The organism is Kiloniella majae (assembly GCF_002118315.1).
In the GTDB taxonomy this organism is placed as follows: Bacteria; Pseudomonadota; Alphaproteobacteria; order Kiloniellales; family Kiloniellaceae; genus Kiloniella; species Kiloniella majae.
In genome coordinates this window covers 143,329-164,434 of the sequence record NZ_MTSZ01000003.1, presented here as the reverse complement: position 1 = coordinate 164,434, position 21,106 = coordinate 143,329, and the positions used below count along the sequence as shown (strand labels likewise).

The 21,106-nt window shown below is 47.1% G+C and carries 18 protein-coding genes; 12 read left to right on the top strand and 6 right to left on the bottom strand.

Annotation, left to right across the window (positions count from 1 at the left end; all coding sequences use genetic code 11):
- The first annotated feature begins 4 nt into the window (after positions 1–4).
- The 9 genes from BKB51_RS10315 (at position 5) to BKB51_RS10275 (ending at position 10,703) form a co-directional block, all read left to right on the top strand.
- A complete protein-coding gene (locus BKB51_RS10315; RefSeq protein ID WP_085901021.1) occupies positions 5–454 on the top strand; it encodes an NfeD family protein in 450 nt (149 codons plus the stop codon).
- Between the two features lie 9 nt (positions 455–463).
- Entirely contained in the window at positions 464–1,975 is a 1,512-nt protein-coding gene (locus BKB51_RS10310) for a UbiD family decarboxylase (RefSeq protein WP_085901020.1), read from the top strand.
- Positions 1,976–1,994: 19 nt separating this feature from the next.
- Entirely contained in the window at positions 1,995–2,456 is a 462-nt protein-coding gene (locus BKB51_RS10305; protein ID WP_085901019.1) for a PAS domain-containing protein, read from the top strand.
- A 445-nt stretch (positions 2,457–2,901) separates the two neighbouring features.
- Positions 2,902–4,575: a 2-isopropylmalate synthase gene (leuA, locus tag BKB51_RS10300; protein WP_085901018.1), complete on the top strand. Its 1,674-nt coding sequence runs from the start codon at positions 2,902–2,904 to the stop codon at positions 4,573–4,575.
- A gap of 228 nt (positions 4,576–4,803) precedes the next feature.
- Complete coding sequence (locus tag BKB51_RS10295) at positions 4,804–6,150, top strand: TldD/PmbA family protein (protein WP_085901017.1); 1,347 nt, start codon at positions 4,804–4,806, stop codon at positions 6,148–6,150.
- Between the two features lie 50 nt (positions 6,151–6,200).
- Positions 6,201–8,009 (top strand): lipid A export permease/ATP-binding protein MsbA, encoded by a 1,809-nt coding sequence (gene msbA, locus BKB51_RS10290; protein ID WP_085901016.1) that lies wholly within the window; start codon positions 6,201–6,203, stop codon positions 8,007–8,009.
- 33 nt (positions 8,010–8,042) lie between these two features.
- Positions 8,043–8,807 carry a lysophospholipid acyltransferase family protein gene (locus tag BKB51_RS10285; RefSeq protein WP_085901015.1) on the top strand — a complete coding sequence of 255 codons (765 nt, stop codon included), beginning with the start codon at positions 8,043–8,045 and terminating at the stop codon, positions 8,805–8,807.
- Positions 8,794–9,798, top strand: a complete 1,005-nt coding sequence (gene lpxK, locus BKB51_RS10280; protein ID WP_085901014.1) for a tetraacyldisaccharide 4'-kinase — start codon at positions 8,794–8,796, stop codon at positions 9,796–9,798. The genes BKB51_RS10285 and lpxK overlap by 14 nt, the downstream gene beginning before the upstream one ends.
- Positions 9,795–10,703, top strand: a complete 909-nt coding sequence (locus BKB51_RS10275; protein ID WP_085901013.1) for a lysophospholipid acyltransferase family protein — start codon at positions 9,795–9,797, stop codon at positions 10,701–10,703. The genes lpxK and BKB51_RS10275 overlap by 4 nt, the downstream gene beginning before the upstream one ends.
- A 39-nt stretch (positions 10,704–10,742) precedes the next feature.
- On the opposite strand, the gene BKB51_RS10270 is transcribed toward BKB51_RS10275, so the two are convergent.
- Both BKB51_RS10270 and xseA read right to left on the bottom strand, forming a co-directional pair.
- The gene (locus BKB51_RS10270) at positions 10,743–11,576 is read right to left on the bottom strand and encodes a M23 family metallopeptidase (RefSeq protein WP_085901012.1); all 834 of its coding nucleotides are present in this window, start codon (positions 11,574–11,576) and stop codon (positions 10,743–10,745) included.
- Positions 11,573–13,180, bottom strand: a complete 1,608-nt coding sequence (gene xseA / locus BKB51_RS10265) for an exodeoxyribonuclease VII large subunit (RefSeq protein WP_085901011.1) — start codon at positions 13,178–13,180, stop codon at positions 11,573–11,575. Before xseA ends, BKB51_RS10270 begins: the two co-directional genes overlap by 4 nt.
- Positions 13,181–13,397: 217 nt before the next feature.
- Here xseA and purD point away from each other — a divergent pair, with 217 nt between their 5' ends.
- Positions 13,398–14,678, top strand: a complete 1,281-nt coding sequence (gene purD, locus BKB51_RS10260; RefSeq protein ID WP_085901010.1) for a phosphoribosylamine--glycine ligase — start codon at positions 13,398–13,400, stop codon at positions 14,676–14,678.
- A gap of 35 nt (positions 14,679–14,713) precedes the next feature.
- Here purD and BKB51_RS10255 read toward each other — a convergent pair whose 3' ends face one another.
- Positions 14,714–15,196, bottom strand: coding sequence for a nucleoside deaminase (locus BKB51_RS10255; protein WP_198946700.1), 483 nt, complete (start codon positions 15,194–15,196; stop codon positions 14,714–14,716).
- Positions 15,197–15,330: 134 nt separating this feature from the next.
- Between BKB51_RS10255 and BKB51_RS10250 the strand changes: the two genes are divergently transcribed.
- Together BKB51_RS10250 and rsmD are read left to right on the top strand one after the other, a co-directional pair.
- Positions 15,331–16,398 (top strand): pseudouridine synthase, encoded by a 1,068-nt coding sequence (locus BKB51_RS10250; protein ID WP_085901009.1) that lies wholly within the window; start codon positions 15,331–15,333, stop codon positions 16,396–16,398.
- A 28-nt stretch (positions 16,399–16,426) separates the two neighbouring features.
- A complete protein-coding gene (gene rsmD / locus BKB51_RS10245) occupies positions 16,427–17,014 on the top strand; it encodes a 16S rRNA (guanine(966)-N(2))-methyltransferase RsmD (RefSeq protein ID WP_085901008.1) in 588 nt (195 codons plus the stop codon).
- 18 nt (positions 17,015–17,032) lie between these two features.
- On the opposite strand, the gene BKB51_RS10240 is transcribed toward rsmD, so the two are convergent.
- From BKB51_RS10240 to mutL, 3 genes are all read right to left on the bottom strand, one after another.
- Positions 17,033–17,779 (bottom strand): hypothetical protein, encoded by a 747-nt coding sequence (locus BKB51_RS10240; RefSeq protein WP_085901007.1) that lies wholly within the window; start codon positions 17,777–17,779, stop codon positions 17,033–17,035.
- 117 nt (positions 17,780–17,896) lie between these two features.
- Complete coding sequence (locus BKB51_RS10235) at positions 17,897–19,039, bottom strand: DUF3095 domain-containing protein (RefSeq protein ID WP_158090203.1); 1,143 nt, start codon at positions 19,037–19,039, stop codon at positions 17,897–17,899.
- 108 nt (positions 19,040–19,147) lie between these two features.
- Positions 19,148–21,094, bottom strand: coding sequence for a DNA mismatch repair endonuclease MutL (gene mutL / locus BKB51_RS10230; RefSeq protein ID WP_085901005.1), 1,947 nt, complete (start codon positions 21,092–21,094; stop codon positions 19,148–19,150).
- Between the last annotated feature and the right edge of the window lie 12 nt (positions 21,095–21,106).

The window sequence follows — 21,106 nt, the reverse complement described above, 5'->3', positions numbered from 1 at the left end:
TCAGATGGTAGATCTATCTGGCGTCGAATTTTGGTACTGGTGGGTTTTTGCCCTGTTCCTGTTAGCGGTCGAAGTTTTTGCTCCCGGCGCAATTGCCTTGTGGATGGGAATTTCCGCCGGAATTGTTGGCGGATTACTCTACATCTTTCCCGATTTACTCTGGGAAAAGCAGATTATTATCTTTGCCGTTCTTTCCGTTGTCTCCGTGGCTGTCTGGCGTATCTATGCCCGCAAGAACCCGCCTGCGTCCGATAATCCCAACCTGAACAAACGCGGTTCAGACCTGATTGGGTATAGCTTCACGCTCACTGCTGATCTGAAAAACGGTATGGGCCGGGAAACCGTCAATGGCGTTCTTTGGAAAATCAAAGGTAGGGATTTACCTGAGGGCACGAAGGTGAGTATAACCAGCGTTGAAGGCACAGCCTTAATCGTTGAACCAGAAGAAGCATGATTTCATATAATGCCATACGCCTCGTTACGGGATTTTATCTCTCACCTTGAAAACCAAGGTCGCTTAGTCAGAGTCTCACATCCGGTATCTCCTGAACTGGAAATGACCGAGATACAAACAAGGTTGTTGGCAGAAGAAGGACCCGCTGTCCTTTTTGAAAATGTCGTGCACCAGGACGGAACGCCCTATGGTATTCCCGTCCTGGTCAATCTTTTCGGGACCGTTGAACGTGTCGCTCTTGGCATGGAACGAACCCCGGAACAGTTAAGAGAAGTCGGCGAAACTCTTGCTTTTCTTCGCCAACCGGAACCACCTGCAAGTCTGAAAGAGGCTTGGAGCAATTTGCCACTCCTCAAAACAGTGATGGCAATGAAACCCAAAAACGTTTCCTCCGCCCCTTGTCAGGAAGTTGTCTTGACTGGCGATGACATAGATCTCGCAAAGCTACCGATTCAAACCTGTTGGCCCGGAGAACCCGCCCCGCTCATTACCTGGCCACTTGTCGTAACCAAAGGCCCCGGAGACGAGAAAACAGACGTCTATAATCTGGGCATCTACAGAATGCAGGTTCTGGGCAAAGACAAAACGCTCATGCGCTGGCTCAAACATAGGGGTGGAGCACAACACTACGCCCGTTGGAAAAACCAAAAACCTGATCCCTTGCCAGCCGCTGTCGTTCTTGGCTCTGATCCCGGAACAATCATTGCTGCAGTAACGCCCGTACCAGATACACTTTCAGAGTATCAATTCGCGGGCCTCTTACGTGGAAAAAAAGTTGAGCTTGTTGATTGTAAAACGGTTCCTCTAAAGGTTCCTGCAAATGCAGAAATCATTCTCGAGGGTTTTGTCAGCCTCGATGAATATGGTGATGAAGGCCCATACGGTGATCACACCGGGTACTACAATTCTGTAGAGCCATTTCCTATCTTCACCGTGACCGCCATCACCATGCGGAAAAATCCAATTTATCTCTCGACCTTTACGGGGCGTCCACCGGATGAGCCATCTGTTTTAGGCGAAGCCTTGAACGAAGTTTTCATCCCGCTCATTCAACAACAGTTTCCAGAAATCACTGATTTCTGGCTTCCGCCCGAAGGATGTAGCTATCGGATTGCAGTTGTATCCATGAAGAAGGCATACCCCGGACATGCAAAGCGTGTCATGCTGGGCGTATGGTCATACTTGCGCCAGTTCATGTATACAAAATGGGTTATTGTCGTAGATGACGACATTAATGCGCGCGATTGGAAAGATGTAATGTGGGCCGTATCAACTAAGATGGACCCCGCTCGAGACATTACCGTGATCGAAGGAACGCCAATCGACTATCTCGACTTTGCCTCACCTGAAAGCGGTTTGGGATCCAAAATTGGTCTGGATGCAACGGACAAATGGGAACCAGAAACCAAGCGTGAGTGGGGGGAAGAGATCAGAATGGACCAAGAAGTGATAGATAAGGTCGATGATATCTGGGCTGATCTAGGGCTTCCCGGTTCCGGCAAAGCCATCTGGAAAAAATAACGTACTGAAAGTAAATTAAGTGTTTGATCCGCAGAAACTGAAATCTGTTAAAAATTTCGAAATCTATCAGTACTGGAATCAGCAAAAGGGCGACAAGTTAATGCCTGCACGCGCTGACCTTGATCCAGCAGACCTCAGCCATCTGCTACCAAACATCTTAATTCATGAGGTTCAGGCAGAACCTTTGGACTTTAGATACAGATTGGTTGGCTCAGAAATCGTACGTCATATAAGCCAGAACCCCACGGGAACCTGGATGTCACAAATACCGCATCAAAAGAAGCCCAGCAAACTTTGGGGCTTTCTGGAAGATGCTGTCACCAACAAACACCCCGTTATCGCCAACCCACCTTATCTTGGGCAGTATAAAGAATTTAAATTCATCGAAGATATTATTCTTCCCCTGTCTGCAGATGGCAAAAACGTCAATATGCTTTTCATTGGTGTTGATTTTCTGAAAGACCACAGCAAGTTACACTGACCAGCTTATTTCGAATTCTTCACTTGACCCTGGATAAAATGCAACGCATCTTAATACCTATGACAAAAAGCGGAAAAACTCTGAGCCTACTAGAGCGACTTATTAACCCGGCCTCCTGATTGAGAGAGCCGGGGTTTATGCTATTCGCAGCTCGGAATTAACTGGAACCGCAAGATGTTTACTTCATCACACGACATAACAGGTTGCCCTAACGTGACCGCCAAAGATTTTACAGCAATACAGTCTCAACTGAAGCAGTTCGAGCGCGATTTCTGCAGCTTACTCCTCAACACTCTACGACTTATTGACGATCATCGAGGCCATTAAGCGGCCCCCGGTGATCGTATTTATTGCCGCTAAAACCATAAAAAATTACTATAGAATTTAATACTCGGATGTTGCGCCCATCTTTGAGAGCGCCCCGAAACAGAGAAAGAACAAAGCAATGAACAAGATGCCATTTGAACGTTATCAGCCATTTGAAACTGTCAAATTGGACAATCGCACTTGGCCCGGAAAAACCATAGAGAAAGCACCTATCTGGTGCTCTGTCGATTTGCGCGACGGCAACCAAGCTCTTATCGAGCCAATGGATACGACCCGTAAATTAAAGATGTACAACATGCTTTTGGATATGGGGTTCAAGGAAATCGAAGTTGGGTTCCCCTCTGCATCACAAACAGATTATGATTTCTTAAGAACCCTTATCGAAGAAGACATGATCCCGGATGATGTCAGTATTCAGGTTTTGACACAATCAAGAGAGCACTTGATTCGCAGAACCTTTGAAAGTATTCGCGGTGCCAAAAATGTTATTGTGCATTTATACAATTCCACATCAGAACTGCAGCGCCGCGTTGTTTTCAGACAAGACAAACAAGGCATCATCGATATTGCGGTCGCCGGCGCCAAGTTGATCAAGGAATTGATCCCGACAGTTCCCGAAACGAAGATTGTGCACCAATACTCACCAGAAAGTTTTACCGGCACCGAAATGCCGTTCGCCCGCGATATCTGCGAAGCTGTCATGGACGTATGGGAAGCCAGCCCAGAAAACAAGGTTATCCTGAACCTGCCCGCAACTGTTGAAATGTCCACGCCAAACGTTCATGCAGATCAGATTGAGTGGTTTTGCAACAACGTCAGAAACCGTGATTCAGTCATTATCTCCCTTCACCCACACAATGATCGCGGCACAGGTATCGCCGCAACAGAATTAGGTTTGTTGGCTGGTGCCGATCGTGTAGAGGGAACTCTTTTCGGGAATGGGGAGCGTACAGGTAACGTGGATTTGGTCACACTTGCCGTCAACATGATGACACAGGGTGTGGATCCCAAGCTCGATATTTCTGATATCAACAAAATAAAAGAAACAGCAGAATACTGTAACCAACTTCCCGTTCACCAAAGACATCCCTGGGTTGGAGAGTTGGTTTACACAGCCTTTTCTGGCTCTCATCAGGACGCCATTAAAAAAGGAATGGTCGCTCTAAAAGCCAATAACTCGGATCAATGGGAAGTCCCTTACTTGCCAATAGATCCCCAAGATATTGGCCGAAGTTACGAAGCGATTATCCGAATCAACAGCCAGTCGGGTAAAGGTGGTGTCGCCTATATCATGCAAAATGATTATCACATGGATCTTCCACGTGATCTGCAAGTAAACTTTTCGAAGAAAATTCAGAATATTGCCGAGACAACCGGCAAGGAAATTACACCTCAAATCATTTGGGATAGCTTCGAAAAAGCCTATTTGCGCACCACATCCCCGGTCGAATTTCTGTCGCATACAACAGTGCCGGATACCCATGCAGCCGAGATTCGTCATCTAACGGCAAAGATTAATCACTTTGGCGAAGCAAAAGAAATTACAGGAAAAGGCAACGGCCCTGTTGCCGGGTTCACAGATGCCATTGCCGAGAATTTGGGTGTCCGCCTGAGCGTGGAAGACTATCATCAACATTCTCTCACCCACGGATCAGATGCAAAGGCTGTCGCTTATCTTGAATTGAAAACCTCTGAAGGCGAAACAGTTTGGGGCGTTGGCATTGATGCCAATACAACCGTGGCCTCAATCAAGGCAATTGTTTCTGCCACGAACCAGATCTTGGAAAACTAAATTCAACCTTAGAGTTGATATATCCAACCAAACAGCGTCAGATTTTCTGGCGCTGTTTGCATTTTTAGTTAGTTATTCACATAAAAATAGACTGTCATCAGATAGCTCATAAAGAAGACGACAGCATTTTTATATTATTAAATCGAAATAATCCAAGTCCTGCGGCTTTATCACTTCCAGTTGGTAGCCTATATATGTAGCCGTAACTTTATAAAGCTAGGAACATTTATGCCTTCGTCCAGTGACTCACAGAACCTGCTAGAAGATCTGATTAAAAAAGCAAAAGCGGCCGGTGCGGACGCCGCTGATGCCCTGATGTTCAGGTCAGTATCGGTTTCCCATGCCCAGCGTCTCGGGAAGATGGAAAAGTTGGAACGGGAAGAAAGTAATGATCTCGGCTTGCGTGTTTTTATTGGCAAGCGAAACGCTGTCGTCTCTTCCAGCGATGCTTCACCAGCCGCGATAGACGAACTGGTTGAGCGTGTTGTTTCTATGGCACGGGTTGTACCAGAAGATCCCTACGCCGGCATCGCAGGTGAAGACGAGATTGCAAAGTCTTTTCCTCAGCTAGACATTTATGATGCAGTAGAACCTTCCGCAGACGAACTCATTAATCGCGCAAAAGAATGCGAAGAAGCTGCTTTGAGTGTTGCAGGCATTACCAATTCCGGTGGCGCAGAAGCTTCTTGGGGAGAAGCCTCTATCGCGTTGGCAGCTTCCAACGGTTTCTCCGGCTCTTACAATTCATCCGGACATTCCATCTCAGTCTCTGTACTCGCAGGTGAAAAAGAGACGATGGAAAGGGATTATGATTTTTCAAGCGCCGTGTATGGCAGCGATCTAACCAGCGCAGCAGATATCGGACAAAATGCAGCCAATAAAGCTATTAAACGTCTAAATCCTCGTAAACCAGATACTTTAAACGGCATCAGTGTTGTCTATGACCCACGCGTTTCGTCCAGTATTATGGGACATATGATGGGCGCAATCACTGGCCCGGCGATTGCCAGAGGCACCAGCTTCCTAAAAGAATCGCTGAACAAAAAGATCTTTGCAGATGGTATCAATATTGTTGACGATCCCCACCTTCACCGGGGTTTAAGATCCAAGCCCTTTGATGGCGAGGGCTTGGGAAATAAAAAACAAAACATTATCGAAGATGGCGTCCTGTTAACTTGGCTCCTCAGTCTTTCTTCAGCCAGACAGCTTGGTCTGCAAAGTACCGGGCATGCATCACGGGGAACATCCGGAAACCCATCTCCCTCCCCAACCAACCTGTACATGGAAGCAGGCGAGCTGTCCCCGAAAGAGTTAATCAAAGATATTAAACAAGGTTTCTTTGTCACCGAGATGATGGGGTCTAGCGTCAACGGTCTTACAGGTGATTATAGCCGTGGTGCGGGTGGATACTGGATCGAGAATGGAGAAATCGCCTATCCTGTATCAGAGGCAACAATTGCAGGTAACCTCAAAGATATGTTCTTGAACCTTACCCCCGCAAGTGATCTCGTCTTCCGGTATGGTAGCAATGCCCCGACCATTCGTATTGATGGCATGACCGTCGCAGGCAACTAACAGCTTAGCCAAACCACAAGAATATTCTTCTCAGATTGATACAGGCAAAAATGTCGAGCACAAAATCGAACAAAATGAAATTAGGAGATGCCTCCACACAATTTCTAATCAAACGCCTGTTTAGAGATTATGTATCCGGGCAGCTTGTCAAAATAGCCTGCGCGATGATTGCCATGGCATTTGTTGCTGGCTCGACAGTCATGCTCGCCAAACAAATGGAACCCATCATCAATGATATTTTCCTGAAGCGTCAGGAAGATTTATTGCTACCGATTGCCTTGGGGGTCGTTGGTATTTTCTTTGTAAAGGGTGCTGCAACATACGCTCAGTCAATGCTGATGCAACACGTCGGTTTGGAAATTATTGCAACAATTCAAGAGCAACTTTTCAAAAAGTTGATGCGTGCCGACCTCGCCTATTTTCACGAGGAATCCCCCGGTAATCTGGTTTCCAGATTTATGAACGATGCCAATATGCTCAAAGGTGTCGTCTCTAACACTTTAACATCTATCGGTAAGGATACCCTAACCGCCGCAGGTCTGATCGGCATGATGTTCTATCAGGACTGGCTTTTGGCTTCGATTGCCTTCGCAGCCTTTCCCACTGCGATTTTACCAATCGCAAAAACAGGTCGCAGAATACGCAAGGTGTCCACAAATACACAAGAGTCTATGGGGCTGTTAACCACACGGCTGGACGAAGCTTTTCAGGGTATTCGCCACGTAAAAGCCTACAACATGGAAGACCATGAAACCAAGCGCGTTTCAGAAACAATCCTGACCGTTTTACGCCTGAACCTGAAAGCGGCCAGAACCAGTTCTATCCTTTCCCCCATCATGGAAACACTCGGCGGCATAGCCATTGCCATTGTTATCCTCTATGGCGGGAATGAAGTTATCCAAGGCACTAAAGATCCTGGGTCTTTCTTTGCCTTTATCACCGCACTATTACTTGCTTACGAGCCGATTAAGAAGCTATCCAAGCTCAATGCAAACATGCAAACAGGTTTGGCAGCTGCCCACCGAGTATATTCGATTCTCGATAGCGAACCAGACATCAAAGATGCTTCAGGGGCGAAAGAACTGAAAATCACAAAAGGCGATGTGGTCTTCGAAAACGTTTACTTCAATTACGATGACAATACATCAGCACTCGAGGCCATAAATCTAAAGGCAAAAGCCAACAAGACCATTGCGCTGGTAGGAGCTTCAGGGGCAGGAAAAACATCAATCCTCAATCTCATTCCCAGATTTTACGATGTTACCAAAGGAAAAATAACCTTTGACGGCCAAGACATCCGTGATGTGAGTTTAAGCAGCCTTCGACAGGCTACGGCTTTGGTCAGTCAGGAAATTCAGCTCTTTGACGATACAGTTCGAGCCAACATCGCCTATGGGAAAACCGAGGCTAGCGAGGAAGAAATAATCGAAGCAGCCAAAAATGCGCATGCACATGATTTTATTCTTTCGCTACCAGAAGGCTATGACACTCAAGTCGGTCCAAGAGGTTCCAGATTGTCTGGCGGTCAGCGCCAGCGTGTCGCCATCGCCCGCGCAATGGTTAAGGATGCACCTGTACTGCTTTTGGACGAAGCAACCTCAGCCCTGGACACAGAATCAGAAAGACACGTTCAAACAGCGCTCAATACTCTGATGAAAGGCCGAACCACTTTTGTGATTGCGCACCGTCTTTCAACCGTTATCGATGCAGATATGATCTACGTAATGGATAAGGGTAAGATTATCGAGGAAGGCACACACAGCCAGCTACTGGAAAAATCCGGAACCTATGCAAAGCTATATGCACTACAATTTGCAGAAGAAGCTCAAACGAACGATGATGTTTCCTTGCCGGCTTAAACGGTCACTGAAAAGGCGTGCTTAACGAATATTATGAAGCTGTCAAAACGGATACTCCGTTCAACCTTCTTCCAAAACCTGATCGCCAGATTGATTTCTAGCTACATATCGCTTGTCCGTAGCACTGTACGTTGGCAGGAAATTGTGCCCGACGAGACCCGGAAGCATTTGAACGGTGATTCCAGCATAATCGGCTGCTTCTGGCATGCACGCATGATCATGATGTTCAATGCCTGGAAAGACAGTGATCGCAGCAAATTTCATATGCTCATCTCAGCCCATAGAGATGGGCGTGTCATCGCGAAATCTATTGAAAACCTCGGTTTCAATACTGTGGAGGGGTCCAGTCGTAGAGGCGGAGCCACTGCGCTGGTGAACCTTAAGCGTACACTCGACAAGGGTAACGCCATAGGCATCACACCTGATGGCCCCAAAGGACCAAGAATGCGTGCCAAAACCGGAGCCATCAAAGCCGCACAGATGACCGGACGCCCCATACTCCCTGTCACGGGAACTGTCGCAAAGCGAAAAGTTTTTAACTCATGGGATCGTTTTGTACTGCCCGCCCCCTTTACCAAGGGCGTTATTATCTGGGGAACGCCGATTTATGTTGAACGGGATGCTTCTAAAGAGCAACAGGAAGCATACCGCTTGGAGCTAGAAAATCAGCTGAACAACCTAACACAGATGGCTGATCAGTCATTTGGGCAAAATCTAATCCAACCTGATCCTCTACCTGTTTCAAGTGCAAATACACATCTCAATCACACGCCAGAGACATCAGATGCGAACACCTGAGTTTTGGAAGCATCGCGGCCTTATCAGTAGTTTGCTGCTCCCCTTGTCCGGTTTTTATTATCTGGGCAGTATCCTACGCCAAAAGCTCACTTCTTCGACAAAAATTGATGTTCCCGTCATTTGCGTTGGTAATCTAACCGCAGGTGGTAGCGGGAAAACACCCATTACTCTTTCTTTAGCAAGCTCGCTTCAACAAATGGGGAAAAATCCACACATCGTTTCTCGTGGATATGGGGGCACACAAGAAGGTCCTTTGCGTGTATTACCATCACAACACTCTGCACGTGATGTTGGGGATGAGCCATTAATGATGGCCCTTGCACATTCACAAACAACGCCGGTTTGGGTCAGCAAAAATAGGATCGACGGCGCAAAAGCAGCAATAAAAGAGGGAGCTAACGTCATTCTTCTTGATGACGGTTTTCAGAACCCTGCCCTTCAAAAAGATCTATCAATTATCGTCGTCGATAACAAAACTGGTTTTTCAAACGGACGCCTGATCCCCTCTGGCCCTCTCCGAGAAAGCATAACCAATGGCATAAAACGCGCTGACGCTGTTTTTATCATCAAGCAGCCTAACGAGACTATCAATCCAGAGCTAGCAACCATTTTCGCAATAAAAGCTGTTTCCTGTGTCACGATAAAACCTGCTGACGAAACGAACCAACTAGAACTGAAAAACAAAAAAATCTTTGCCTTTGCCGGAATTGGCTATCCGCAAAAATTTTATAATACGCTGGAAACCCTCTCTGCACAGATCTGTGGAACCACTGATTTTCCTGACCATCACAAATATAGTAAAAATGATCTGGACAAAATCCTGTCCCTTGCCAGAAAAGCAGGCGCAGACGGCATTTTTACGACAGAAAAAGACTTCGTGAAAATTCCTGAAACATTTAAAGGGAAAATCTCTTACTTGCCCATTCATGCCGTTTGGGATAATCCACAATTTATAAATTCCCTATTGAGTAAGTTAACAGGAACCACATGACAAAAGATGTCACCTTTCGCCATAAAATTGAAGCTCTCGGGTTTCGGTTTCTGCTCGGTCTGGTCGGCCTCTTTCCTGTAAAATCCTGTTCAAATTTTGGTGGGTTTCTTGGGCGAACAATCGGTCCGCGTCTCGGTATAACACGCAAAGCAGATCTCAACTTGCGTCTCGCGATGCCCGAGCTATCAAAGAAAGAACGCAAACAGATTATCCATGACATGTGGGATAACCTTGGCCGCGTTATTTTCGAATACCCGCATCTAAAAGAAATCGTCCGTACGGATCGCGACTACATTACCGTCGAGGGTATTGAGAAGTTTGAAGCGCCGGAAGTTAAAAATAAAGCCCTGATTTTTGTTGGAGCCCATATAGGCAACTGGGAAGTTTTGCCTATGACCGCCGCACTACGTGGTTATCCGCAAACAATTATTGTTCGCCAACCGAATAACCCGCTTGTTGCTGCAGCTATCGACAACATTCGCACCTCTACGGGCAATATTTCCGCGGCAAAGGGTGTCGAAGGTGCACGGGCATCCTTAAAAGCCATTAGAAATAAATCTGCCGTAGGAATTCTTGCCGATCAAAAAATGAACGACGGGATTGAAGCACCGTTTTTTGGTATTCCGGCAATGACACCTGCTGCACCTGCCTTACTCGGCAGTAAACCAAACGCGGTTGTCTTTCCGATCCAGTGCATCAGAACAGGCCCTGCCAGCTTTCATCTTGTGTGCCATTCTGCAATTGACTTTCCAGATGATGTCAGTCGTGAACAAGCTGGGATCAAAGGAATGACAGAGCTTAACAATATTATAGAGAGCTGGATCAGAGAAAAGCCCGGTGACTGGCTATGGCTCCACCGTCGCTGGCCTAAAGACGCATACAAAAAACTCAAAGAAAATATGTAAGGTCATATTAAAGCGGGTTTAACCTTTTATCCCGATGTTTTATTGCGGCATTGGTCCAACAAGAGTTTCAGGATCCACTCGTTCTTTGAACCAATTCATTCGCCAATCCAGATGCGGTCCAGTCACACGCCCTGTTGCCCCAAGTGTTCCCAGTTTCTCTCCTTGGTTCAGATAATCACCGACTTCAACCGTCACACTATCCATGTGCAAAAATGTAGATGACAAACCATGCCCATGATCAAGAATAACGGTCCCACCGGAATAATAGAGATCTGGCTCTGCCAACGTCACGATACCGGGCGCAGGAGCAGCAATAGGTGTTCCCACTGGTGCCGCCACGTCCACACCAAAATGTGGACGTTTAGGAACGCCATTAAAAACGCGTTGGCTCCCATAAACCCCGGATATCCGGCCCTGAGCTGGCCAGATAAAACCAGATGCATACATCGGTTCATCAAAATTTGATGTTCTTGCTTTGGCAACAATTGTTGCATCGCGACTTATACGGTCTGCGACCTCTTTGGGGGGCGACACATATTTTTGGGCAACACCTTCTATTCGCTGAATTGCATAGTCGCGTTTTTTGATTTCATAATTTTCGGTCAGAATATCTCCATCCGGCTTATGAATGCTGACTTCAACTTGTCCCTCTGCATCACGCCCAAATCCAAGAACAAAGTTCCCTTGTTCAGAAACCTTTATCGCTTCCTTGTTCAGAAAAACCTTTGTGCCGCTTGGCGCTTTGCCAATAATGATCCCGCCCTGAATAAACTCTCCCCGTAAAGAATAGCTTCCATCAGCAAATGCAGTCGAAACCATTGCCAAAATTATGGAGAGAAATGCAAACAAACGTCTCACGATAACAAGCTTCATAGTAAGCTTCCCTGGGCAGTATCTGGTGTTTCAGATTTCTTTTTCTTCGGCGTTTTCTGTGAGCCTGACTTGGGTGGCGTTTTCGGTGTCTGCGGACTTGATGAACCGCCACTAATATCATCGCCACCAGCTACCGCCTCAATAACAGCATTATCCGCAAATTCGATATTTAGCTTTGTACCATCACTTATATCAGTAGTCGTAAGAACATTTCCATCGCTCCCCCGGACAACAGAGAAACCACGCTTCAACACGTTTTTATAGGAAACGCCCTCAAGAACACGATCCAGCGACGTTAGTGTATTTTTTGCTCGTTCCAATCGTAAGGCTGTAGCAGATGCCATACGCCGCCCAGAATCAAGTTTTTCCATTTCAAACTGACGCATGGGAACAATCTGTTCGCCAGTACCTTCGAACCGATCACGGAGTGCCGACAGCTGATGCGATGCAAGCAAAATTTGTTGTTTGGGGTGGGGCAAACGAGCTGAAAGTTCAGATAATTCCGATGTTTGATGACGCAAGAAACCTTTCATGGCATTACGCATGCGTTCAACACGATCATCCAATCTTTGGGTCTTTTCTTCAATCAAACGCCTTGGATCTGGAAGGCCTCTGGCAAGGGCTTCGACCTGCATCCGGCGCTCCCCCATCAAACGATTTGCGCCAGCATAAATCCGTCGTCCGATATTTTGGACCTCACCGATTAACTCGGCTCGAACAGGCACCGCCATTTCAGCCGCAGCTGTCGGGGTTGGCGCACGTTTGTCAGATGCAAAATCAATCAACGTTGTATCCGTTTCATGGCCAACCGCTGAAATCAGAGGAATTTTAGAGTTTGCTGCCGCCCGAACCACCACTTCTTCGTTAAAGGCCCATAGATCTTCAAGACTACCACCACCACGTGCGACGATCAGCGTATCCGGCCGGGGAATATCTCCATCGGGGTCCAATGCATTAAACCCGTCAATTGCTCTCGCAACCTGTTCAGCAGCACCTTCCCCTTGAACCAACACGGGCCAAACTAGAACACGTCGTGGAAACCGATCCGACAGGCGATGCATAATATCACGTATAACTGCCCCCGTCGGCGAGGTTACAACGCCGATGACTTCTGGCAGGAACGGGATAATTCGCTTGCGTTCATCCGCAAATAGCCCTTCTGAAGCCAGCTTCTTTTTACGCTCTTCCAATAGCTTGAGCAAAGCGCCTTCGCCTGCAACTTCCATACTATCAATAACAATCTGATAGTTGGACCGCCCGGGATAGCTGGTAATTCGACCTGTTACGATGACTTCCAGACCATCTTGGGGATCGACAGACAGTTTACTGGCTTGCCCCCGCCAGCAAATCACGCTCAGGACGGCATTTTCATCTTTCAGGGACATGTAGATATGCCCTGATGCAGCACGCTTAAGACCCGAGATTTCGCCACGCACACGAACGCGGTCAAAACGGGTTTCAAGTTCTCGCTTGATGGAGTTGGAAATCTCGCTAACACTTAACGCAGGTGCATTGTTCCCACGTGTATCTGCCGGATTACTGGTCTTACCAGCCGTTTTAGGAACTGCTGGTTTAGGTTGGGATGTCGAAAACAAATCATTCATTCGGCTATCCTAAACATCCGCCCCCGCAAAGTCGACAGACCAATGACTGTATAGTGCGTATTTTCTTATCTCTTTATATAGAAATAAATTCACTTCTAAAGATCAATTTCTCAAACAGTACTTTCGATAAAACTTTTCCCGACAAGTTCTGGTATTTTGAGAGTTAATAGGGCATAAGCTTGCCAGATTAATTGACCCTAATACTCGGGAGCACAAAATGAAAATTCTCGTCGTTGGATCTGGTGGCCGTGAACACGCCCTGTGTTGGTCTATTGCCAAATCCCCTCTGTGCGAAAAACTCTATTGTGCCCCTGGGAACGCTGGAATTTCCGACGTTGCAGAATGCTTGTCTATCAAGGCAGAAGATCTGGATGCTCTGGTTGCCTTTGTACAAAAGAATAACATCGAATTTGTTGTTGTTGGCCCGGAAGCTCAGCTTGTGGACGGTCTCGTCGATCGTATGAATGCCATTAATGTTCCTGCATTTGGTCCGTCAGCCGCCGCTGCCGAACTGGAAGGTTCGAAAGGCTTCATGAAAGATATCTGCGCAAAGTACAATGTACCCACCGCCAGTTATCAGCGCTTTACAGATCTTGCCGCTGCTAAGAAGTACCTCGACGAACAAGGGGCACCAATTGTTATCAAGACCGATGGTCTTGCAGCAGGTAAAGGCGTTACCGTTGCGATGACATTGGAAGAAGCACACACCGCCGTTGAAGAAGCGCTTTCTGGCCGCGCATTTGGGGCTGCAGGTGCAGAAGTCGTCATTGAAGAATTCATGCAGGGAGAAGAGGTCAGCTTCTTTGTTTTGACCGATGGCGAAAATTATCTCCCTCTCGCATCAGCACAGGATCACAAGTGTGTTGGCGAAGGAGATACCGGCCCGAATACAGGCGGCATGGGCGTTTACTCTCCGGCGACTATTCTGACACCAGAACTTGAACAACAGGTTCTCGAACAGTGCATCAAGCCAACAATTGAAGGCATGAAATCTGAAGGACACATTTACAAAGGAGTTCTCTTTGCCGGCCTTATGCTGACCGAAACCGGGCCAAGGTTGATTGAATATAATGTCCGTTTTGGCGACCCGGAATGTCAGGCCCTTTGCTTACGCCTAAAGTCTGACATCCTGCCTGCATTATTAGCTTCAGCACAGGGAGGCATAGAAGATATCAAGCTAGAATGGTATGACGAAACTGCCCTTTTGGTTGTCATGGCCGCAAAAGGCTATCCCGCATCTTATGAAAAGAACACTGTCATAGAGGGTGTTGTCGACGCAGGTTCTGACTCATCCGTCACAGTATTCCATGCAGGCACAGCCAGAGGTGAAGACAATAGTCTGCGGGCTGTCGGAGGACGTGTTCTAGGTGTAACCGCTTTGGGATCGGACATTAAAGAAGCACAGAAAAAAGCCTATCAGGCGGTGGATAAAATCACATGGGATCAGGGTTTCTGTCGTCGCGATATTGGATGGCGAGAATTAGCGCGTAACGCCTAGTTAACACCTCAAAAAAATACATAAAGATTGATAATCTATCGGCGCTTCTGGAAAAAAGCCTTGAGTATTTCTGCGCATTCTTTTTCACCAATCCCCCCGTATACTTCGGGTACATGGTGACAGGTTGAGTGCTCATAAACTCTGGGACCATGATCCACGCCGCCACCTTTAGGGTCATAAGCACCGTAGTAAACTCGTTGGATACGGGCAAAAGAAATCGCTGTCGCGCACATGGGGCATGGTTCTAGCGTAACGTAGAGATCACAGTTTTCAAGACGGGCACTGCTTTGTTGCCCTCCAACAGCCCTGATGGCCAAAACTTCAGCGTGCGCAGTCGGGTCATGATCCCGTTCCACACGATTATGTGCTTGGGCCAATACCTGCCCGCTATCACGATCCACAATTACAGCACCAACGGGCACTTCACCAGCCTCGGCCGCCTTTTTTGCTTCCGTCAAAGCAAGCGCCATAGCTTCGCCCGGCTTTTTGCAAACCTGAGATTTCTTTTTCTTGTCCATAGCAAGGGACTCTCTTGTGAAATCATGGATTGGTCAAGCAGAAGAGCGAGAGATTACCCCAAAGATCACAATTGCATAGGACGTTTGTTTTATTCACAGTAGACAGAAGCGAAAGTCGAGCATACATTCCGGCCATGACAAACTCAAAATCGACACGACTAAATCGCCAGAAATCCCGCCCAGATTCCAAAGGTCCTGGTACCAAAGGAAATGCTTTTAAGGGTAAGGGAGTTAATCGCCCCTACAAAGGAAAGCCTTCTGGGAAAAGTACACAGCAAGAGGCGAAACCTGCTGTTGAGACAATCGAACTTTCGGATAAGAAAGAACGAATTGCAAAGGTGATCGCACGTGCAGGGCTCTGTTCCAGACGCGATGCAGAACGCTGGATTGCAGAGGGTCGTGTCAAACTTGATGGTAAAGTACTGGAAACACCAGCGATTGTTGTAGGTCCGGACAATGCCATCGAAGTCAATGGCGAACCACTTCCTTTGCCGGAACGTCCCCGCCTGTGGAAATACCACAAACCAAAGGGACAAATAACAGCTGCACGCGACCCCGAAGGTCGGGACACTGTTTTTGACCATCTTCCCAAAGATCTTCCGCGTCTTCAGCCCGTTGGACGGCTGGATTATAACTCGGAAGGTTTACTGCTTTTTACCAATGATGGTGGCCTGAAGCGTAAAATGGAATTACCAGCCACAGGCTGGACTCGTCGCTACCGTGTCAGGGTACATGGTCAAGTCGATGAAAGGCATATCAAAACCCTTGCAGAAGGTATTACAATCGATGGCGTTCACTACGCCCCTATCGAAGCCAGTATTTCTCATCAAGCCAAGACCAATGCCTGGATGTTAATGTCTTTGAAAGAGGGAAAAAACCGTGAGATTCGTCGTGTTTGTGAACACCTTGGCCTGATCGTAAACAGATTGATCAGAGTTTCCTATGGTCCTTTCCAGCTTGGTGAAATTGAGCCGGGCGATATTGTCGAGCTACCTGCCAAGCTTATCCAGGATCAGTTTGGTCTTGAGGGCAAAGCAAGTGCACCAAAAGACAAAACGAGTAAACAAGGTCCATCAGGGAAGAAGCCACAAGGTAGAGCTGGCCGAAAACCTGCGGATAAGGCATCTACTAAGCCAACAGGTAAAAAGACAGGCCCTTCCCGTGGAAAACCCGCGTCAGGCTCACGAGGCAAACGCGTTTAAATAATGACATTCAGGTAATGATATTGGCATGAGGATTGTCGGAGGCAAACACAGAGGACGATCTTTATCCTGTCCAGCAGGGCAAACAGCGCGCCCAACGCTTGATCGAACACGCGAATCGCTCTTTAACATCCTTTTGCAGGGCGATGTCAGTAATGGCCTGCTGCCTACCGGGACAAAGTCACTACTTATTGGCTGCCATGTTCTGGACGTGTTTGCCGGCACAGGTGCCTTGGGTCTTGAAGCTATCTCAAGAGGCGCACAAAAAGTTACCTTTATGGAAAAAGCCCCGGACAGCCTCGCAGCTCTCCGGGACAATATAAAAAACCTGAAAGAACAACAGACCACCCAGGTTCTTCAAGGCGATGCCCTAATCCCTCCGAAGGCTCGAGAAGCCTGTTCTCTTGTTCTTATGGATGCCCCCTACAATCAGGATCTGACCGAACCTGCAATCACCGCACTGGACAAAGCGGGCTGGATTGCAAAAACGGCCCTGATCGTTGCCGAGTGTGATGCCAAAGAAAACATCGCCGCCCCGCCAGATTTTGAAGAGGTCGATAACCGAAAATACGGCAAAGCCAGAATTTTCTTTTTCTTGAGAGTAGAAAAGACATAACTGACTTGGCATATCTGATTATCGGAATGATGATTGCTTTAAGATTCGAGCCTCTTCATCACCAAAATTCAGCGACGGCCTCCTGTTTAACTCTTCAAAAAGACGCTCATTTGCTTTATTTTCTCTATTCAAATTAACAACAGCCATTTTCTCGGCTATTTCTTTACCAACTCCATATATACTCTTAGATTTAAGTGTTCTAGGTTTACTTGCTTTGGATTTAGATTTCTTTGGTTTAAATTCCAATAAATCCATGAGCTGTTTTGTTTGATCGATCCGATCATAATTATTTTTTATTTCGTCCAGAAGTTCTGTGTCCGTCATGGTTCGTGGAAATTTAATAGCTTCGTCACCCTTGCGCTCAATTCTTTGGCTTTTCAGCCGAATTGTTTGAGCAATTGCGCCTTGTCCGGGAAGCTTTCCAAACTTATCTAAGCTGCCAAAAAACTCATCTCTCTCTGGGGCAGACATGTGAGGAAACTTTTCCATTTCCTTTAGGAACATAAAAACCAAAGGGCCTGTATTCGGATCTTTTATCCCGGGGATCTCTGGATTAATTCCCCAATGATCCAAAGACGCATCTAGTTCAGTCTCAAACTCGTGCTGTTCATGTTCTGTTGGATTTTCATTTAAAATGGGAAAAAGAATTTTCAAGTGTGTTTTCAGGCCACGACCGATTTGATCAAACATCCCTTCCTGTTCAGTTTTTTGCGGATAGAGAATTCTCTCATGCCTTTCACGATCACTTTCTTTTACTTCTACCAAGCAACTCATCCTTTCATAAAAAATGACCGCTCATCAATTAGACGGCGGCACATAAAAGGATAGTTAAAAAAGGGCTTTAGCTTCAATTCATCACGAAAGCTTCTAGAGGATTTATAATTATTGCGCCATCTGAGCTTTCAGGCTTTTTGCAGCCATTGCGTAACCACCATCGGCTCCGTCAATAAAGTGGATATGTTGCGCACAATGTAAATCGAGCAACAGGCAAGTCATCAATGCTTCGTCAGAAACATGTGTGCCATAGGCTATTTTGCCTTCGGCCTGTTCACGCTCCAGGTACATATGGAGTTCTTGGATAACCTGTAAATCGCAATCTAAAACCATCCGCACCATATCATCAAACTTCCTGAAATCAGAATTATTGCGTAACTCTGTGAGATAGGTTTCCGGTTGATAAGGGCCTGACTTTAAATTCATAAAATGAGCCCCCCGCAAATAAATCTTTTGAAAGAGACTCTTCAGAGAAGGCCAGATGTGAGTTCCTCTTCCCTTACTTGCAGCAAATTTTTCCAAAAAAAAGTTCTCAAAAAGCCCTCTAAGTTTCATATGTTGAATTTTCACAGGATTTGTATCTGAATTTTCCCTGTTCAGAATTTGTTCTATATTATCAACGATACGTGGATATTCGTGATCATGAATCGCATGTACCAACAATGTAATGATCTGCCCATTAACCGATTTCAAAGGCTGCCAGTGACAGGAGAGCCCCTCCAGATTAGGTAACCGTGTGACAGCATGCAGCTTGCAAAACTCTCCAGTTTTATCCGCCTTTATAATGGAATCGGCCAAGGCTAATCCACCACCATTGAATAATGCGAGGCTATTGCCGGGTGATAGCTCTAATCGAGCAACTTGAATACTTTTGCCACATTCTTTGATCTGTGAAACAGGCACACACCCAACTCTTAATTCAAGATCATAAAAGTCCTGACCAAAGCTTTTGACCGCAAGCAATTCATCAATCAACGCTTCACGATCATTAGACGAGCACAGAAAGGATGCACCATCGCCCCCAAAGACGAAGGGAATTGTCGCCCCACCAACTGTATTAAAAACTACCGTAATACAGGCAGCCCCCAGCATATTGATATCTTTATAGCGCCCGGCTTCTATAGCTTTGGTAGAACTGACAACATCCGTGACAATTACCCACCAGTCATCGGGAACTTCCTGATAATAATCGTCACTAAAGGCATGGAAGAATCGGGTGGCAGGTTTCAGGCTTAAAAAGTCAAAACTCAAAAGATTCTCCTGACGCAATTTGTTCCTGAAAAGCCTTTGAATACTTCCCAGTAGTCAACACTCAAACGATTAAGACGTAAAAAGAGTACAGCTTATAAATAGGAACGATTACCTTCTGGAAAAGAGTTTTTCTATATCAGCGAGCTTCAATTCAATATAGGTCGGACGTCCATGATTACATTGCCCGGAATGCGGAGTAACTTCCATCTGCCGCAGTAGAGCATTCATCTCTTCCCCATTGAGGCGACGCCCCGACCGGACGGAACCATGGCATGCCATAGTCCCCAAAACCCGTTCAATTTGCTCTTTCAGCGCAAGGGTTTCCCCTAACTCAGCAAGTTCATCGGCAAGATCAGTCACTAATGCCGCTGCATTGGCGCGCTCTCCAAGGATTGCAGGAACCTCTCGAACGACAACAGCGCCGGCACCGAAACCTTCAAGTACCAGTCCTAATTCTGATAACTCATCGGCTCGTTTGACCAATCTGTGAGCCGCATCTTCATCCAGTTCGACAACTTCCGGCAAAAGCAACATCTGGGTTTTAACCCCCTGCTCCGCCATCTGCGCTTTCATTTTCTCAAGAACCAGCCTTTCATGGGCGGCATGCTGATCAACAACGACAATTCCATCCGCAGTCTGCGTTATAATGTAATTTTCGTGAAATTGTGCCCGTGCAGCCCCCAGAGGGTGAGATGCATGGTCAAAATTATCAACATCAGTAGTATAACCTTGAGATACCGCAATTTCCCCGTTCCATGCCGTTGGTCCTTCAGAAAGCCCCGGCGGGAAATGTTCCTGTCTTGCTTGCGGAATAAAGTCTTCTGCCCCTGGTAAAGCAGATTGCGTTGCCCCCGTCTGCCCATCTGACAGTGGCGCATGGTAATCCATAACAGCATCAGACAACCGTCCTGAGGGGTAATTAACTGAAGGTTTGGATTGCCACGTATAGTCGGTGCTGGGGCGTGGGGACGCATATCCCCCACCTTGTTCACCCCTTGCCCGCGCAGCTTCCAGCATTCCCAAAGCCGCATTCCCGACAGATGTTGAAGCCCGATGCCCTGCCTCGGCAAGTGCGTGTTTACAGGCGCCAACAATCAGGCCGCGCACCAAGGCAGCATCCCGGAAACGAACTTCCGTCTTGGCCGGATGTACGTTCACATCGACCATTTCAGGCGGCAGGTCCAGAAACAAAGCAAGAAGAGGGTGACGATCTCGTGCCAAAAAGTCCTGATACGCGCCTCTAACGGCACCCTGTAACAGCCGATCCTTTACCGGGCGACCATTCACAAATAGATATTGGTGCTGTGCATTCCCACGATTAAGGGTCGGTAATCCGATATAACCAGAGAGTTTCAGATATTCACGTTCAGCTTCAATAGGCAGCGCGTTTTCTTCGAATTCACGCGCCATGACGGATGAAAGACGCTTCAACCTGACTTCGAACAAATCACCACTACTGGCTGGTAATCGAAGAATGGTTCTTTTTTCATCCGACAGCGAAAAGCCCACTTCCGGATTGGCCATTGCCAAACGTTTCAAGACATCTTCGGCATGACTGACTTCTGTTCGCGCTGCTTTTAGGAACTTCAACCGGGCAGGCGTTGCAAAAAACAGATCTCTGATTTCGACCCGCGTCCCGGCGTTACACGCTGCAGGCTGCGGATCTATAACAACACCGCCTTCGACCTTAATTGTCCAGGCATCCTCGGCACCAGCTTCACGACTGGTGATTTGCAGGCGAGCAACCGCACCGATTGACGGAAGGGCCTCGCCCCGAAACCCCAGCGTTTTAATATGAACAAGATCATCACTGGGAAGCTTTGAGGTTGCATGACGCTCGATACAAATGCCAAGCCCTTCACAGCTCATCCCACAGCCATCATCCGTAACCGAAATATAACTTCGCCCACCATCGCGCATCACCACATCAATGTTGCGTGATCCTGCATCCAGTGCGTTCTCAACCAACTCTTTAATTGCCGCGGCAGGACGCTCGATAACCTCACCAGCAGCAATCTGATTAACAAGGGTGTTAGGTAAACGGCGAATAAGCACTGAAAAGGCTCC

Coding starts and splice junctions, on each gene's coding strand:
- BKB51_RS10315 (WP_085901021.1), top strand. CDS start 5: ATGGTAGATCTATCTGGCGTCGAATTTTGGTACTGGTGGGTTTTTGCC.
- BKB51_RS10310 (WP_085901020.1), top strand. CDS start 464: ATGCCATACGCCTCGTTACGGGATTTTATCTCTCACCTTGAAAACCAA.
- leuA (WP_085901018.1), top strand. CDS start 2,902: ATGAACAAGATGCCATTTGAACGTTATCAGCCATTTGAAACTGTCAAA.
- BKB51_RS10295 (WP_085901017.1), top strand. CDS start 4,804: ATGCCTTCGTCCAGTGACTCACAGAACCTGCTAGAAGATCTGATTAAA.
- msbA (WP_085901016.1), top strand. CDS start 6,201: ATGTCGAGCACAAAATCGAACAAAATGAAATTAGGAGATGCCTCCACA.
- BKB51_RS10285 (WP_085901015.1), top strand. CDS start 8,043: ATGAAGCTGTCAAAACGGATACTCCGTTCAACCTTCTTCCAAAACCTG.
- lpxK (WP_085901014.1), top strand. CDS start 8,794: ATGCGAACACCTGAGTTTTGGAAGCATCGCGGCCTTATCAGTAGTTTG.
- BKB51_RS10275 (WP_085901013.1), top strand. CDS start 9,795: ATGACAAAAGATGTCACCTTTCGCCATAAAATTGAAGCTCTCGGGTTT.
- BKB51_RS10270 (WP_085901012.1), bottom strand. CDS start 11,576: ATGAAGCTTGTTATCGTGAGACGTTTGTTTGCATTTCTCTCCATAATT.
- xseA (WP_085901011.1), bottom strand. CDS start 13,180: ATGAATGATTTGTTTTCGACATCCCAACCTAAACCAGCAGTTCCTAAA.
- purD (WP_085901010.1), top strand. CDS start 13,398: ATGAAAATTCTCGTCGTTGGATCTGGTGGCCGTGAACACGCCCTGTGT.
- BKB51_RS10255 (WP_198946700.1), bottom strand. CDS start 15,196: ATGGACAAGAAAAAGAAATCTCAGGTTTGCAAAAAGCCGGGCGAAGCT.
- BKB51_RS10250 (WP_085901009.1), top strand. CDS start 15,331: ATGACAAACTCAAAATCGACACGACTAAATCGCCAGAAATCCCGCCCA.
- rsmD (WP_085901008.1), top strand. CDS start 16,427: ATGAGGATTGTCGGAGGCAAACACAGAGGACGATCTTTATCCTGTCCA.